Source organism: Polynucleobacter sp. AP-Nickl1-40-C4 (assembly GCF_035012665.1).
Taxonomy (GTDB): Bacteria; Pseudomonadota; Gammaproteobacteria; order Burkholderiales; family Burkholderiaceae; genus Polynucleobacter.
The window spans coordinates 65,072-78,780 of record NZ_JAYGQR010000001.1 but is presented as its reverse complement, the minus strand read 5'-3'; the positions used below and the strand labels follow the sequence as shown (position 1 = coordinate 78,780).

Here is a 13,709-nt window from a genome sequence, read left to right as displayed (position 1 = left end):
TCGCTATTTTTGACTCTACATAAATCACGCAATACAGGCGTTCATTCATTAACACCAAGCAATCCGTCTTTCTTCACCGCAATTCTTTCTTTCATCGATCCAGGTAAAGGCTGTATCCCAATCAAGTATCTTTGCATCTGAGAGCGGAAGGCCATGTTTTACAAGGTTTGAGTCATTTTTTACCGAATCATAGGTGAATTTCATCGGAAATATTGTAGTTACGTTAAATCATAACATCAATGAATTAATATAACTACAAAAATTATGGGAATTTCAATCTAAAGAAGAGGGTAGCAAGGGGTGTGAAGGGGGTGGTCATGCCCTTGAATTTCCCGTAAAAGCCCCCATATAGATCATGAATAGCAAAAATGTCTAAACTGGCGATAATGAAATTCCCAGCAAAACATTTCACGAGGAGTCATGATGAAAATGGGTAATTTACTCAAGTTGTTTGTTGGTCTATTCGCAAGCGCGCTATTACTAACGGGTCATCTTGCTTTTGCAGAAGCTACTTTGCCCGAGGTCTATCAAGCAATTGAATCTGGGCAATTGGCAAAAGCGGATGCCATGATGCAAGAGGTCTTGAAAAATCATCCTAATAGCGGCAAGGCACATTACATGGCTTCTGAGCTTTACCTCAAAGAAGGTAAGTTAGATGCTGCAAGAAGCGCTTTTGTACAAGCAGAAAATCTGGCACCAGGTTTACCATTTGCTCAACCTGATTCTGTACAAAGGCTCCAAGCGCAATTACGTGCAGGTACAGCACCAGGCAACGTTAATACTAATGCGGGTGCAAGCTCCATCTTTACTAGCCCAGTTTTTTGGATCTTGATTGCCATCTTGGTTGCGGGCGTAATCTTCTTTATGAGGAAGCGCCAGCAGCCAGTGGAGGTTTATAACGCGCTGACTGCAAATGGACCATATCCAGGGGTACCAGGAGCGCCTGGCACCTATCCGCCTAGTTACCCAGGCGCACCAGCATCTGGCATGGGCGGTGGTTTAATGGGCAGCTTAGCGACTGGTGCAGCACTCGGTGCTGGTATGGTTGCTGGTGAAGCTTTGGCAAGTCATTTAATGGGCGGTAATCAACGCCCAAATCCAAACCTCAATAACGACTTTAACCAAGTAGGCGGTCAAGCACCAGATGCTGCCAACTTTGGCGTCAATGATGCAAGCTCTTGGGATGATGGTGGTTCGAGCTCTTGGGATGATGGCGGTGGTGATTTTATGAGCGACGTGTAAGAATAACTAAGAAGGTGGAGAGAGCACTATGGCAATTTCAATGTATCAAGCATCAATTCCGCAACTCACAAAGATGCTCACCAATCTTTCGAATATCCTCAAAAAGGGTGAAGCATTTGCGAGTGCTAAGGGTCTCGATAGCAAAGCATTGGTGGAAGGCCGTCTTGCCCCAGATATGTTTCCACTATCCAAGCAAGTTCAAATTGCTTGTGATCAAGTGAAAAATGGCATGGCGCGTCTGGCCGGTGTTGAGCCACTGAAATTTGAAGATAACGAAACTACTTTTGACCAGCTACAAGACCGTATCGCTAAAACCATTGCTTTTGCCAATAGTCTCAAGCCAGAGCAGGTTGATGGCACTGAAGCAAAAGAAATTAAGTTCTCAATTAAAGAGTGGAACTTTGAGTTTGTTGGCGAGCAATATCTGCTGACCTGGATCATCCCTAATTTTTATTTCCATATCACTACGGCTTATGACATCCTGCGCCATAACGGGGTAGAGGTTGGTAAGTCCGATTACCTAGGTGGCTAAATAGTCCTTACAATATAATCATGGAATATTTTTCACAAATCGTTGAGACAGTAAACCCTTGGCTCTTCCGAGCCAGTGTTTACCTATCCAATGCTTTTCTAGACGATCCGGCAATTCTCGCTTTTGCTTTTTGCTAGAGCGGAAAGTAATGACCTATAAAAAAACCACCGATATGGTGGTTTTTTTATTTAAGGATGTTAAAGCCTTACTTAATCATCCCGGCATTCTTGGCATCATCCATGGCTTGAGCCGTTTTCTCTTTCATGAATGCCGGCATCTTTGCCAATGGAATATCCACAATCACAAAGCCAGCATCTTCCAATTTCTTTTTAGTCTCGGGATCGGCATTGAGCTGTGCGAAGTAGTCAGACATCTTTTGCTGCAATACCAGCGGGGTTGCTTTGGGCACGGCAACGCCACGATAGGCGCCGTCTACCCAGTTCAATCCCAGTTCTTTAAAGGTTGGCACGTCTGGTAGAGCGGGATTACGTTTCTCGGTAGCGATTGCCAGTGTGCGCACCTTACCTTTTTGCTGAATAGCCAAAGGTAGATAACCCATCGCGCCATCAACGTGCATCCCAATCAAGGCGGTAATCAAATCACCCGTACCTTTAAAGGGAACGTAAGTAATTTTGACGCCAGCCAGTTTATTGAGGCGCTCGACTGCCATGTGGTTGGCTGAGAACTGTGCAGATCCAGCAAGCGTCATCTTGCCAGGATCTTTTTTGGCGGCCGCAATAAATTCTTGATAGGTCTTGTAGGGACTATCCGCAGACACCATCAAAGCATCAGGGGTGAAGTGGTAGTAGTAGATCGCATTAATATCTTCGGTCTTGTACTGAATCCCCTCCTGTAGCGGCTGCAAGATAGTGTGGGGGATATTCACGCCCACTACCGTTGTACCGTCAGCGGGATAGGTATTCATAGTGCTCCATACCAATGCGCCACCAGCACCAGCGCGGTTCATAACCACCATCGGCTGCTTGAATTTCTTAGCTGAGATGTCGGCTTGATAGCGCGCTACTAAATCAGACTCGCCAGCAGCAGGGAAGGGGATGATGTACTGAATGGTTCTATCGGGGAAAGGTTGAGCATGCGCGCCAGATAGCAAGCCAAGTGAGATTAGGCCAATACTCAGCAATCTACTTAGTAATTTAAATAGCCTCATTTAGAAATCTCCTCAATGACTGCATTAGTAACATCACTCATCATGGCCGTGCCGCCTAAATCACGAGTATGTAACTTTGGATTGGCTGTCACTTTTTCAATGGCTGCCATTAACTTTGCACCGAGCGCTTTTTCACCCAGGAAGTCGAGCATCATCACTGCTGACCAGAAGGTGCCAATTGGATTGGCAAGACCTTTGCCCATAATGTCAAAAGCAGAACCATGAATCGGCTCAAACATGGATGGATAGCGACGCTCTGGATCCAGATTGGCAGTTGGTGCAATACCTAGGCTACCGGCTAATGCAGCTGCCAAATCACTGAGTACGTCTGCATGTAAGTTAGTAGCAACGATGGTGTCTAAAGATTCGGGGCGATTGACCATGCGCGCAGTAGCGGCATCAACCAACTCTTTGTCCCAAGTGACATCCGGAAAATCTTTAGCAACGATGGTGGCGATCTCGTCCCACATCACCATGCCATGGCGCTGCGCATTAGATTTAGTGATGACGGTGAGGTGTTTGCGAGGGCGTGACTGCGCTAACTTAAAGGCGAAGCGCTGTACGCGTTCTACTCCAACGCGAGTCATGATGCTCATATCTGAAGCTACTTCGATGGGGTGACCCTGGTGTGCTCGGCCACCTACACCAGAGTATTCGCCTTCAGAGTTCTCGCGCACGATCACCCAATCCAGCTGATCTGGTTTGCAATTACGTAGTGGCGTTTCAATGCCAGGAAGAATGCGCGTAGGGCGTACGTTTGCGTATTGATCAAAGCCCTGACAAATTTTGAGACGCAAGCCCCACAAAGTAATGTGATCTGGAATCTTAGGGTCGCCAGCTGAGCCGAACAAAATCGCATCTTTAGAGCGCAAAGGTTCGAGACCGTCCTCGGGCATCATGATGCCGTGCTTGCGGTAGTAATCGCCACCCCAATCAAAGTGCTCAAATTGGAAAGCGACTTCAGGATGTTTTTTGCTTAAGGCATTCAATACCTTCTCGCATTCTGGGATGACTTCTTTGCCAATGCCGTCGCCTGGGACGGACGCAATCTGATACGTCTTCATATGTCTCCTACTGTTCTTTTTATATGAGCTACTGGATCACTTGCACAGTAACTTCTGGGATCATTATGCAATTCCTTGGCCCCAATACAACCATGAGACACTCGGGGTTTATGGCTAGAGAAAGAGGGGGAAAAGAGGGGGCGGGAGTGAGTCCATAGCCCCAAAACAACAAAAATAAGGCCATTTTTGCGGTTTTTACATATACTGTATAAACATACAGTATATTAATGACTATGACGCAAGTAATGAACCCCGCAAAAGTAACCCTGAGTCAGGCGCCACAAGCCTTGGCAGGCCATTTTGCTGCCTATGAGCTCAAGCTCCTAAGCCATCGGATGTCAGCTGGATTCCCTAGTCCAGCGGCAGATTACGCCGAAGACGGCCTCGATCTGAATCATTACCTCGTCCAGAACAAGCCAGCCACCTTCATGTTCACCGTGAAGGGAGACTCCATGTTGGGCGCGGGGATTTGCGATGGCGACAAGGTCGTTGTTGATAAAGCCCTTAAGCCAAAACATAAAGACATCGTAGTCGCGGTGGTTGATAGCGAGTACACCATCAAGCGCCTTTATCAGTTGCGTGGTCGTATTGAGCTCCAACCAGAGAATCCAAACTATCAAGCCATCACCTTTAATGAAGGCAGTGAGCTACAAATCTGGGGTATAGTGGTTGGGGTGGTACGTAAGTACAGCAATGCCAGCACCAGATACAACAAAGAGGGCAAGTGAGATGAATACACAAAACACTTCAAATCCACTCTTCGCACTCGTAGATGTAAATAATTTCTATGTTTCTTGCGAGCGCGTATTCCAGCCTAAGTTAGAAGAGGTGCCGATGGTCGTGCTATCCAATAATGATGGCTGCGCTGTAGCACGTAGTGCTGAAGTCAAAGCGCTTGGCGTCAAGATGGGAACACCCTGGTTTCAGATGAAGGACTTGGCCAAGCAGCATGGTATTCAGGCTTACTCGTCTAATTACACCTTGTATGGCGACATGAGTAGTCGTGTAGTTGAGGTGCTGAGAGCATTCACGCCAAACCTAGAGGTTTACAGCATTGACGAGAGCTTCTTGCAAATCGAGACCATCTTAAAACAGTATCAAGACACGATTGAATTAGGTCAAAAGATCAAACAGCAAGTTAAAGACACTACCGGCTTACCAGTCTGTGTAGGCATTGGCGCTAGTAAGACCTTGGCAAAGCTCGCCAATCATTTAGCTAAAAAACATAAGCAGTTTGTTGGTGTGTGCGATGTCAATGCGATGGTTAAAGAAGAGCTCTACCAGTGGATGAGCGAGACCGAAGTAGGTGAGGTGTGGGGTGTAGGTAAACAAATCGCCAAGAAACTCAAAGCTCAAAACATTCAGAGTGTATTTGATCTTTTGCAAGCCTCACCACAAGCAATGCGTCAACAGTTTGGCGTAGTGATGGAGCGTCTCTGTTATGAGTTACGTGGTACATCCTGCCTGCAGTTAGAGGAAGTGGCGCCAGCCAAGCAACAAATCATTGCTTCACGCAGTTTTGGAAAGTTGGTTACTAGTCAGGTAGAGCTTGCGGAATCCGTTGCTACCCATGTAGCCCGAGCAGCTGAAAAGCTCAGAACCCAAAATAGCACTACGGGCGCGCTCACCGTATTTATCCAGACCAATCCGTTTAAGCAAAATGAGCCACAGTATCACCAAAGCGTCACGATTCCATTGGCGGATCCAACGGATAACACGCTGACCTTAACCAATGCAGCCTTGGTAGGTCTTAAGCAAATCTATCAAGCGAACTTCCGCTACAAGAAGGCCGGGGTCATTCTGAATCTCATTAGTGATAAGCCAACAGCTCAGCAATCCTTGTTTGAGGATATCGAAACTAAAGGCAAATCAGCACACCTCATGAAAGCGGTGGATGAGATCAATACGCGCTTTGGCAATGCATTCATCAGATCTGCAGCCGCAGGAACCAACGGCACTAAAGAAGAGTGGCAGATGAGATCAAACAATCGGTCGCCGAACTATACGACTAAGTGGGATGAGTTACCGGTAGTTAGATAAAGAATTCAGCAACAAAAAAGCACTTAATCAATAACACGTAACAACGCATAAAGAGGAGAAGCAAATGGACTTACTAAACAACTTCAACGGAATTTCTCTCGTAGCCATCATGGTTTTGTCTTACTGCGCCGTATTGAAAAATACTAAGCGTCATGAAAGCGCAACAAAACAAGTCTTTAATCGTAAATATCAGTAAAGAACAAGCAGTAGGCCTGGAAGGGGAATAAGGAAATCACGGATTCCTTATTCCCTTATTCTTTTTAGGCAGCCTTTAGTTCAAGCTTAATTCTCTTTCCCAGGGCAGTCGCTGCACTGGCCAGTGTAATTAATGTGAGGCTGGTGTCGCTTTCATCAAGCAGGCGATTTAAAGCTGCGCGACTGGTATGCATTTTCTTAGCCATAGAGGTCTTGGTGATTTGTTGTTTCTCCATTTCACGCTCAATTTGCCAGGCTATGATACGTTTTACTGCTACGGCAGTTGAGTGTTCGAGCAGGGATTCTTCTTTTAAGAATTCATCAAAATTGCTGCCAATATGCTTTTTCTTCATACCGATCTCCTTAACTGCTTTACTCTAGTTTTTGCTAAATCTAAATCTTGCTTGGGTGTCTTTTGCTGTTTCTTGATAAATCCATGAATCAATATCATGATGTTGTTTTCTAGTACAAAAAGCACTCTCGCAAATACCACCACTAAGTCTGCACCGAATCTCCCAAATTTCGCCATCAATGTGTCTGACAAGAGGCACTCCAAGAGGCATTCCAAGAGGCCAGCCAAATTGAACTGTTTTAATATCTTCACCTATTCGCTTTTTATCCTTGACAGTCTGAAATTGAAGCCAATTTCTAACGGGCTCGTTATTTGTTTCTGTTTTAAAAAAACGCACTTCTAGTATGGGGGTCTTCATCCATATAGCGTACCAATAATGATACACATATTACATCAGGAATTACTGAATTTGATGTAGGAAGATTTAGCCTGTCAAATGGGCGGGTAGATGGGGGGTTACTAGGCTTGATTAATTGGCTTCTAAAGCTTTGCGCAGGTAACCAGAAACATTGTCTTGGCGTAGTAACCATTGCTTGTAGTCAGATGGCACTTGGCTAATGAGCTCACCCTTATGTTTGCCATAAGGCATGGTCTTTGGAATTCTGGCTTTCTCAGACATCTCCCATAAAGCATCCAAAGAAACGGGGTGTAACTTATCGATAATCTGAGCAACAATTTTTGAGCAGATCCACACATCGGCTAAGGCGCTATGCGCATTGCGTAGTTGGTCTCTAGCAGTATGGCGTTCAAAGTAATAGAGTAGAGCGCTTTGCGTGTAACTATCTAAATCAGGCCACAGACTGCGTGCAAGTGCCAAAGTGCAAATGCGCTTGACCTCAGGGCTGCCAATCGCAACCCAATCAAAATCAATATTGTGGCCAATCAGATATTTAGTTCCAGCCGGCAATCGAAAGGAGCTGCTTGCGGGGCAATTGACCAATTCCTCATCCATGATGTGATGAGTGGCAAGTGCGCCTAGGCTGATAGGCTTGCCTGGGTTATAACGTTGCACCCAAGGATTACCCACTTCAAATGGATTGAGGGAGGTGACATCGAGTGAGGCCGCTTCAATAATCACTGCATCGTTTTTATCGGTCGCTTCTACATCAAAAATAATGGCTTGGAGCATAGGAGTCTATTGGGATTGAATCGTCCTATTGTGCCTCGAATTAAGTTGCTCAATTGATATTGAATAAAAGACACATACCCAAAACCATATCAATTGCTCGATTTCTATGGAGATCTCCTGTGGGTAGGTGTTGGTTTATCATCAATTTATCACTTATTCACTCATATTTAACCCAAGGAAGTATTGTGAAATCACTACTGGCAATCGTATTGACATCCATTTTTTCCATGGCATTTGCTCAGCAAAAAACAGCCATTATTCAAACAGATCAGATGCAGCAGGCAATTGCTCGCGGTGCGATTATTTGGGATGTACGCGATGAAAAAAGTTACTTAGATGGCCACATCCCAGGTGCAATCAATATTGGTGAGATCGGTAACGTATTGCGTGACCCAAATAAAGAAGACTACATCCCTACAGAACAAATTCAGAAGATTTTTAACGCTGCTGGTTTAGATGTGAATAAAGATGTTGTGGTTTATGGTGCACGCGGCAATCCATATACTTATTTTGGTCTGTACACCATTAATTATTTTGGTGGAAAAGATGCGCAGATTTACCATGATGGTATTGATGGCTGGAAACAAGCTGGCCTGCCAATTCAAAAAGAGCGCCAAACCTTGCCACCAGTATCGGTAGTGCTAGTACCGCAGCCTCAATTGGTTGTTAGTAATGAGGAGATGCTCAAGCTCGCCCAGTCGAAATCCGTGCAACTCATCGATGCCAGAACGCCCGATGAGTTCTCAGGTAATGATGTGCGTACGATTCGGGGTGGCCACATTCCCAATGCTACCAATATCCCGTTCGAGGACAATTGGCAGGACCCAGCAACTGCGATCAAGCTAGGCAAGAAACAAGTTACTGATAACTCTGGCATGGCGCTAAAAAATCAAACAGATTTAAAAAAACTGTATGCCAATCTCGATCCTGATAAAGAAACCGTGGTCTATTGCCAAAGTGGTGTGCGGGCCTCTGAGACTGCCACAGTGCTTAAGTCTTTGGGCTTTAAGAAGGTCAAAGTGTATGACTCCTCATGGTTGGGTTGGGGCAATAACCTCAAAGCGCCAGTTGCTGATGAGACTTTCCTAAACGTTGGTGCGCTTAATGCAAAGATGACCGCAATGCAAAACAAAATCAATCAGCTAGAAGAGGCTTTAAAAAATAAAAATAACTGATGCAATGTAAATAGAGGCCCAATTCTTGGTGAAGGCAATGCTGCGCCAAGACTGCTCTCTTCTGACGCTTAAATCATCCGCACTCCCTATTCATCTTCATCCAAAACCTCTACGCTGAATCTTTCTACATGGAGGGGATCAGCTTTGCGCGTATCTATTGAGTGCTCCCATAAACAGCTGCAGTTATTCAGAATCTCTCTGGATGCGCGAACTGTTCTGGTTTTGCTGATTATTTGGATAATTTGGGGACTTTTCAGGATTCTGAAGATCTTCTGAATTCCTGGGGGGTGGATGAGCCAAACCCCCGGCACTGGCAGAAATTGGGTTTGGCTGCTTCGTTCCCGACCTGACCAGGTTATCCAACCCACCATGCGGGGAGGCCCATCCAATTCCATTTTAGCTTGTTAGAATGTAAGACATGACAGCATTGGCATTAGCCCGTTCGTGGCGCCCCAAAACCTTCTCTGAATTAGTCGGCCAAGACCATGTGGTTAAGGCCTTAACCCATGCTTTGGATCAGGGTCGCCTGCACCACGCATGGCTCTTTACGGGTACCCGTGGAGTAGGTAAGACCACGATTGCCCGAATTATGGCTAAAGCCCTCAATTGCACGGGGTCTGATGGTTCCGGCAAGATGACTTCAGAGCCTTGCGGAAAATGCCCAGCTTGCATGGAAATCGATGCTGGTCGCTTTGTTGACTATATAGAGATGGATGCTGCAAGTAATCGTGGCGTTGACGATATTGCTGCCCTCCTAGAAAAGGCAGCTTACGCACCCAGCAATGCGCGCTACAAGGTCTACATGATTGACGAGGTGCACATGCTCACCAATCATGCCTTTAATGCCATGCTCAAAACTTTGGAAGAGCCGCCAGAGCACGTTAAATTTATTCTAGCTACTACCGATCCACAAAAGATCCCAGTTACCATTCTGTCTCGTTGCTTGCAGTTCAACCTCAAGCAAATGCCAGTACCGCTCATTGTTGAACATTTAGAAAAAGTGCTCGCTGCTGAGAAGGTGGAGTGCGAAGTCAATGCCTTACGTGTTCTCGCCAAGGCGGCTCAAGGTTCAATGCGTGATGCTTTGTCGCTAACCGATCAGGCCATTGCCTATGCGGCTGGCAGAGTTAGCGAAGAATCCGTACGCGGCATGCTTGGCACATTAGATGATGCTTATCTCATCCGTATTTTAGATTGCTTGATTGCTAAAGATGGTGCAAGCCTTCTTGCAGTCGCAAACGAAATGGGTGAGCGCAGCATGTCTTTCTCATTGGCATTGCAAGATCTTTCAAGCCTGTTGCAAAAAGTTGCAGCAGCGCAAGTTGTTCCAGAATCCGTTTTAGAAGATTGGCCAGAAGCAGGCGAGATTCGTCGCTTGGCAGGCCAGCTCACAAAAGAAGAAGCGCAACTCTTCTATCAAATCACGATTACAAGTCGTCCAGATTTATCGCTGGCACCGGATGAGCAAACTGGCTTTGCCATGACGCTGTTGCGTATGTTGGCGTTTCGTCCAGGCAGCGGTGGAGGAGGTAATTCTTCTCCAGCACCATCATCACCCTCGGCTCCACCAGTCAATACTGCTCGTCCTATAGCGGCCGCTCCTAAAGCGTCTGCACCAGCACCTGCTGCTAGATCATCTGCGCCTGCCACTCCAGCGTCAACACCGTCAGCACCAGCTGCACAAATTTCCCTGGCCAGTCCTGCCGAGCGTCCTGATTGGCATGCCTTGATGCGTCAGTTACCCGTTAAAGGGATGGTGCAGCAGTTAGCATTTCAGACAGAGTTGCAAGATTGGAATGATTCACCTGCTGGGGTGCGTGCAACTATCCTCACACCGATGCCGCAGCTCGCTTCTGACGCTTCTGTTGGTCGTTTGGCTGATGCGCTCACCGCTCACTTTGGCAAGCCCGTCAAGATCGTGATTGAAAAGGGCGAAGTAGAAGGTAAGACAGTGGCCAAGGTGGATGCCCAGATTCATCAAGAGAAAAGAATGAATGCGGAGCAAATGATTGCTGCCGATCCATTTATTCAGCAATTAGAAAAAGAGTTTGGTGCCAAGGTAGTTGGCGGTTCTGTGAAACCTCTTTAATTCAATATCAATATTCATAAATCACAATTAATACCACTAAGGAAATAAAGCGATGATGAAAGGTGGACTTGCTGGCCTCATGAAACAGGCTCAGCAGATGCAAGAGAAGATGAAGACTGCGCAAGCCGAGTTGGCTGCGTTGGAAGTAACTGGTCAAGCTGCCGGTGGCTTGGTAAAAGTAACTGTCTCTGGCAAATACGAACTCAAACGTGTGCAGATTGATCCAGGCGCCATGGATGATCGTGAGATGTTGGAAGACCTCGTCGTGACTGCTTACACAGAAGCATTCAAACAGGTGGAAGCGGCAAGTGCCCAGATGATGTCTGGCGCCACTGCTGGCATGCCAATGCCCCCTGGCTTTAAGTTACCGTTCTAATTCAATTTTGTTAAATACGAACCTGAATATTTAATGGCGCGCATAGAAGCACCTCAAGATGCACTCGGTCGATTGATCGAGGCATTACGCGTTCTGCCTGGGGTAGGCCCCAAGTCAGCGCAGCGCATGGCGTTCTATTTATTGCAGCATGACCGTAATGGTGCGGCAGTACTCGCTCAATCATTGGGTGAGGCAGTTGAAACAGTAGGGCACTGCGCGCGTTGTAATACTTTTTCAGAAACTCAGGTTTGCGGTACTTGTTCCGATGGTCGCCGTGATCCTTCTTTGCTTTGCATAGTAGAAACGCCTGCTGACCAAGTGATGGTGGAGCAGACGCTCAGTTTTAAAGGTAACTACTTTGTATTGATGGGTCGTCTCTCACCACTCGATGGCATGGGTCCAAATGAAATCGGCTTTGATCGATTACTCAATCGCATTGAGACCCCTGATACTGGTGTGTCGATTCGGGAAGTGGTGCTGGCTACGAATTTCACGAGTGAAGGTGAGGCTACTGCTCATTACATTGGCGAGGTACTTAAAGCTAAAGGCATCAAAGTTACGCGTATTGCACGAGGCATCCCAGTAGGAGGAGAGCTTGAGTATGTGGATGCTGGCACCTTAGCTCGCGCCTTAATGGATCGCCGTTAATTCTTCTGATTGCTCCTTGAGTTGTTTTCAGGGCACACCCAAGACTAATGCGAGCCCAATCTATCAGTGATTCTTCCCTGATCTGTCATCTCTAGGACATAAAGACTAGGTAAATTGCCTCTTATTGGGGATAATTTGGGCTGCGCCGCCCTTGGGCTTCAATCCCAGGCCGTGAGTGCACTGATTTTTCCTTCAATCTGTTGCCATAACCACTAGGTTCCGCAACCTCATCAGAAATCGTGAATGACCCGCAAGCTTTTGCTCATTCTCTTGTTAAGTTTTGTCACTGCTTCTGTGTACGCACAGCGGGCAGGGTCAGGCGCCGACCAAATTGCGAGTTTTGCAGAAGCAATTCAGGGATTGCCAACAGAAGGTGAGATCCTAGGGTTGCCTGTAAACGTACACGGTCAAACTACCTATATTAATCAGCGCTACAACGCATTCAATTCCCCTTATCAGGGGCAAAACAGTTTGCTACCCGATAAGTCGATGAGTTATACCTGGTCGGGGACGCTATTTTTTGGTGCACGTGTCGCCTCTGATACTGATATTTATTTCAATCCTGAAGTAGTTTCTGGGGTGCCTTTTTCTGGATTGACAGGTTTAGGTGGTCCTACCAATGGCGAGGCAACTCGCGCACAAGGTGCACAAGCCCACTTTTATTCTGCTCGCGCATTCTTGCGTCAAACGATTAACCAAGAGGGCGGTAAGGTCGAGTTAGAAAATGATGCCAACCAGATTGGTCAAACAGTCAGCAGCAATCGATTTGTGATTACTGCAGGACAGTTTTCTACATTAGATATTTTTGATGACAGTAGGTACGCTAAAGATCCCCGCGTGCAATTTATGAACTGGGGCAATATGACTTACCTATCTTATGACTACGCAGCCGATGCGCGCGGCTATAGCTGGGGCTTGGCGGGTGAGTGGTATCGTGATAATTGGGTCTTTAGAGCCTCACGCATGCTAGCTCCAAAAGACCCAAACGGGCGCGATCTGAACTGGCAAATTTTTAATTCTTACGGTGATCAGATTGAGGTAGAGCGTCAGCATAGTATTGGCAGCTTACCGGGTAAGGTCAGTGTCCTAGGTTACCGTAATCGCATGGTTATGGCACGATTTACTGACGCTACTAATTATTTGTTGGTGAATAATGCTCAGGGCACTCAAGCTATTGTCAATGTTCGCAATAGCGCTCAAGTCAAAACCGGTATTGGTTTAAATGCTGAACAAGCCTTGACCAAGGACATGGGTATATACATGCGGGCATTCACATCCGATGGCCATACAGAAACTATGGCTTTTGCAGAGGCCGACAGCTCTTTATCTGTTGGTATGGGGATTAATGGTGAGCGCTGGGGTAGGGCCAAAGATACGATAGGCCTATCTGCGATGCTCAATGGCATTTCATCTAATCGAAGAGCCTATTTACAAGCAGGAGGAATTTCCAATTTCATTGGTGACACCCCTTATCCTTACGCAGGTCTAAGTCAGTCTATTAGTTATAAGCCTGAACAAATTAGTGAGGTGTACTACAACGCTTTGGTGATTCAAAATGTCCTCTTGGGTCTCAACTATCAGCACATCATGAACCCAGCCTACAATGCTGCTCGCGGTCCTGTAAATGTTGTGTCTTTTAGGATTCATGCCGAGTTCTAAGAATTTTTAGACTCGATCCATAATTATTATATTTAGAATC

At 46.3% G+C, this 13,709-nt stretch carries 15 protein-coding genes and 1 other RNA gene; 10 read left to right on the top strand and 6 right to left on the bottom strand.

What is annotated here, in order from left to right; genetic code table 11:
• The first annotated feature begins 420 nt into the window (after nucleotides 1-420).
• On the top strand, nucleotides 421-1,242 hold the full coding sequence (locus tag VC182_RS00290) for a tetratricopeptide repeat protein (protein ID WP_323484155.1): 822 nt from the start codon (nucleotides 421-423) through the stop codon (nucleotides 1,240-1,242).
• A gap of 28 nt (nucleotides 1,243-1,270) precedes the next feature.
• Nucleotides 1,271-1,774 carry a DUF1993 domain-containing protein gene (locus VC182_RS00285; RefSeq protein WP_072582147.1) on the top strand — a complete coding sequence of 168 codons (504 nt, stop codon included), beginning with the start codon at nucleotides 1,271-1,273 and terminating at the stop codon, nucleotides 1,772-1,774.
• A 205-nt stretch (nucleotides 1,775-1,979) separates the two neighbouring features.
• On the opposite strand, the gene VC182_RS00280 is transcribed toward VC182_RS00285, so the two are convergent.
• Complete coding sequence (locus VC182_RS00280) at nucleotides 1,980-2,942, bottom strand: tripartite tricarboxylate transporter substrate binding protein (RefSeq protein ID WP_323484154.1); 963 nt, start codon at nucleotides 2,940-2,942, stop codon at nucleotides 1,980-1,982.
• The gene (locus tag VC182_RS00275) at nucleotides 2,939-4,006 is read right to left on the bottom strand and encodes a tartrate dehydrogenase (RefSeq protein WP_072582149.1); all 1,068 of its coding nucleotides are present in this window, start codon (nucleotides 4,004-4,006) and stop codon (nucleotides 2,939-2,941) included. Before VC182_RS00275 ends, VC182_RS00280 begins: the two co-directional genes overlap by 4 nt.
• A 227-nt stretch (nucleotides 4,007-4,233) precedes the next feature.
• Here VC182_RS00275 and VC182_RS00270 point away from each other — a divergent pair, with 227 nt between their 5' ends.
• The 3 genes from VC182_RS00270 (at nucleotide 4,234) to VC182_RS00260 (ending at nucleotide 6,242) form a co-directional block, all read left to right on the top strand.
• Nucleotides 4,234-4,734 (top strand): translesion error-prone DNA polymerase V autoproteolytic subunit, encoded by a 501-nt coding sequence (locus tag VC182_RS00270; RefSeq protein ID WP_323484153.1) that lies wholly within the window; start codon nucleotides 4,234-4,236, stop codon nucleotides 4,732-4,734.
• 1 nt (nucleotide 4,735) lies between these two features.
• Nucleotides 4,736-6,046: a Y-family DNA polymerase gene (locus tag VC182_RS00265; RefSeq protein WP_323484152.1), complete on the top strand. Its 1,311-nt coding sequence runs from the start codon at nucleotides 4,736-4,738 to the stop codon at nucleotides 6,044-6,046.
• 64 nt (nucleotides 6,047-6,110) lie between these two features.
• A complete protein-coding gene (locus VC182_RS00260) occupies nucleotides 6,111-6,242 on the top strand; it encodes a hypothetical protein (RefSeq protein ID WP_255407106.1) in 132 nt (43 codons plus the stop codon).
• Between the two features lie 64 nt (nucleotides 6,243-6,306).
• Here VC182_RS00260 and VC182_RS00255 read toward each other — a convergent pair whose 3' ends face one another.
• The 3 genes from VC182_RS00255 to VC182_RS00245 all read right to left on the bottom strand — a co-directional run bounded on the left by VC182_RS00255 (nucleotide 6,307) and on the right by VC182_RS00245 (nucleotide 7,722).
• Nucleotides 6,307-6,594, bottom strand: a complete 288-nt coding sequence (locus VC182_RS00255; RefSeq protein ID WP_072582152.1) for an XRE family transcriptional regulator — start codon at nucleotides 6,592-6,594, stop codon at nucleotides 6,307-6,309.
• Nucleotides 6,591-6,692: a type II toxin-antitoxin system RelE/ParE family toxin gene (locus VC182_RS00250; protein WP_323484367.1), complete on the bottom strand. Its 102-nt coding sequence runs from the start codon at nucleotides 6,690-6,692 to the stop codon at nucleotides 6,591-6,593. Before VC182_RS00250 ends, VC182_RS00255 begins: the two co-directional genes overlap by 4 nt.
• A 370-nt stretch (nucleotides 6,693-7,062) precedes the next feature.
• A complete protein-coding gene (locus VC182_RS00245) occupies nucleotides 7,063-7,722 on the bottom strand; it encodes a putative quorum-sensing-regulated virulence factor (RefSeq protein ID WP_323484151.1) in 660 nt (219 codons plus the stop codon).
• A gap of 185 nt (nucleotides 7,723-7,907) precedes the next feature.
• On the opposite strand from VC182_RS00245, the gene VC182_RS00240 reads away from it, so the two are divergent.
• Nucleotides 7,908-8,897 carry a sulfurtransferase gene (locus VC182_RS00240; RefSeq protein WP_323484150.1) on the top strand — a complete coding sequence of 330 codons (990 nt, stop codon included), beginning with the start codon at nucleotides 7,908-7,910 and terminating at the stop codon, nucleotides 8,895-8,897.
• A 287-nt stretch (nucleotides 8,898-9,184) separates the two neighbouring features.
• On the opposite strand, the gene ffs is transcribed toward VC182_RS00240, so the two are convergent.
• An RNA gene (gene ffs, locus VC182_RS00235) (signal recognition particle sRNA small type) lies at nucleotides 9,185-9,283 on the bottom strand.
• 32 nt (nucleotides 9,284-9,315) lie between these two features.
• On the opposite strand from ffs, the gene dnaX reads away from it, so the two are divergent.
• The 4 genes from dnaX (at nucleotide 9,316) to VC182_RS00215 (ending at nucleotide 13,669) form a co-directional block, all read left to right on the top strand.
• The gene (dnaX, locus tag VC182_RS00230; RefSeq protein ID WP_323484149.1) at nucleotides 9,316-10,986 is read left to right on the top strand and encodes a DNA polymerase III subunit gamma/tau; all 1,671 of its coding nucleotides are present in this window, start codon (nucleotides 9,316-9,318) and stop codon (nucleotides 10,984-10,986) included.
• Between the two features lie 52 nt (nucleotides 10,987-11,038).
• The gene (locus tag VC182_RS00225) at nucleotides 11,039-11,362 is read left to right on the top strand and encodes a YbaB/EbfC family nucleoid-associated protein (protein ID WP_323484148.1); all 324 of its coding nucleotides are present in this window, start codon (nucleotides 11,039-11,041) and stop codon (nucleotides 11,360-11,362) included.
• Between the two features lie 33 nt (nucleotides 11,363-11,395).
• The gene (gene recR / locus VC182_RS00220) at nucleotides 11,396-12,010 is read left to right on the top strand and encodes a recombination mediator RecR (protein ID WP_072582157.1); all 615 of its coding nucleotides are present in this window, start codon (nucleotides 11,396-11,398) and stop codon (nucleotides 12,008-12,010) included.
• A gap of 243 nt (nucleotides 12,011-12,253) precedes the next feature.
• Nucleotides 12,254-13,669: a carbohydrate porin gene (locus VC182_RS00215; RefSeq protein WP_323484147.1), complete on the top strand. Its 1,416-nt coding sequence runs from the start codon at nucleotides 12,254-12,256 to the stop codon at nucleotides 13,667-13,669.
• The last annotated feature ends 40 nt before the right edge of the window (nucleotides 13,670-13,709 follow it).

What these genes read in the sequence shown, in the direction of transcription:
- VC182_RS00255 (WP_072582152.1), bottom strand. Translation starts at nt 6,594, where the DNA reads ATGAAGAAAAAGCATATTGGCAGCAATTTTGATGAATTCTTAAAAGAA.
- VC182_RS00280 (WP_323484154.1), bottom strand. Translation starts at nt 2,942, where the DNA reads ATGAGGCTATTTAAATTACTAAGTAGATTGCTGAGTATTGGCCTAATC.
- VC182_RS00215 (WP_323484147.1), top strand. Translation starts at nt 12,254, where the DNA reads ATGACCCGCAAGCTTTTGCTCATTCTCTTGTTAAGTTTTGTCACTGCT.
- recR (WP_072582157.1), top strand. Translation starts at nt 11,396, where the DNA reads ATGGCGCGCATAGAAGCACCTCAAGATGCACTCGGTCGATTGATCGAG.
- VC182_RS00270 (WP_323484153.1), top strand. Translation starts at nt 4,234, where the DNA reads ATGACTATGACGCAAGTAATGAACCCCGCAAAAGTAACCCTGAGTCAG.
- VC182_RS00245 (WP_323484151.1), bottom strand. Translation starts at nt 7,722, where the DNA reads ATGCTCCAAGCCATTATTTTTGATGTAGAAGCGACCGATAAAAACGAT.
- VC182_RS00260 (WP_255407106.1), top strand. Translation starts at nt 6,111, where the DNA reads ATGGACTTACTAAACAACTTCAACGGAATTTCTCTCGTAGCCATCATG.
- VC182_RS00225 (WP_323484148.1), top strand. Translation starts at nt 11,039, where the DNA reads ATGATGAAAGGTGGACTTGCTGGCCTCATGAAACAGGCTCAGCAGATG.
- VC182_RS00275 (WP_072582149.1), bottom strand. Translation starts at nt 4,006, where the DNA reads ATGAAGACGTATCAGATTGCGTCCGTCCCAGGCGACGGCATTGGCAAA.
- dnaX (WP_323484149.1), top strand. Translation starts at nt 9,316, where the DNA reads ATGACAGCATTGGCATTAGCCCGTTCGTGGCGCCCCAAAACCTTCTCT.
- VC182_RS00285 (WP_072582147.1), top strand. Translation starts at nt 1,271, where the DNA reads ATGGCAATTTCAATGTATCAAGCATCAATTCCGCAACTCACAAAGATG.
- VC182_RS00290 (WP_323484155.1), top strand. Translation starts at nt 421, where the DNA reads ATGATGAAAATGGGTAATTTACTCAAGTTGTTTGTTGGTCTATTCGCA.
- VC182_RS00250 (WP_323484367.1), bottom strand. Translation starts at nt 6,692, where the DNA reads ATGATATTGATTCATGGATTTATCAAGAAACAGCAAAAGACACCCAAG.
- VC182_RS00265 (WP_323484152.1), top strand. Translation starts at nt 4,736, where the DNA reads ATGAATACACAAAACACTTCAAATCCACTCTTCGCACTCGTAGATGTA.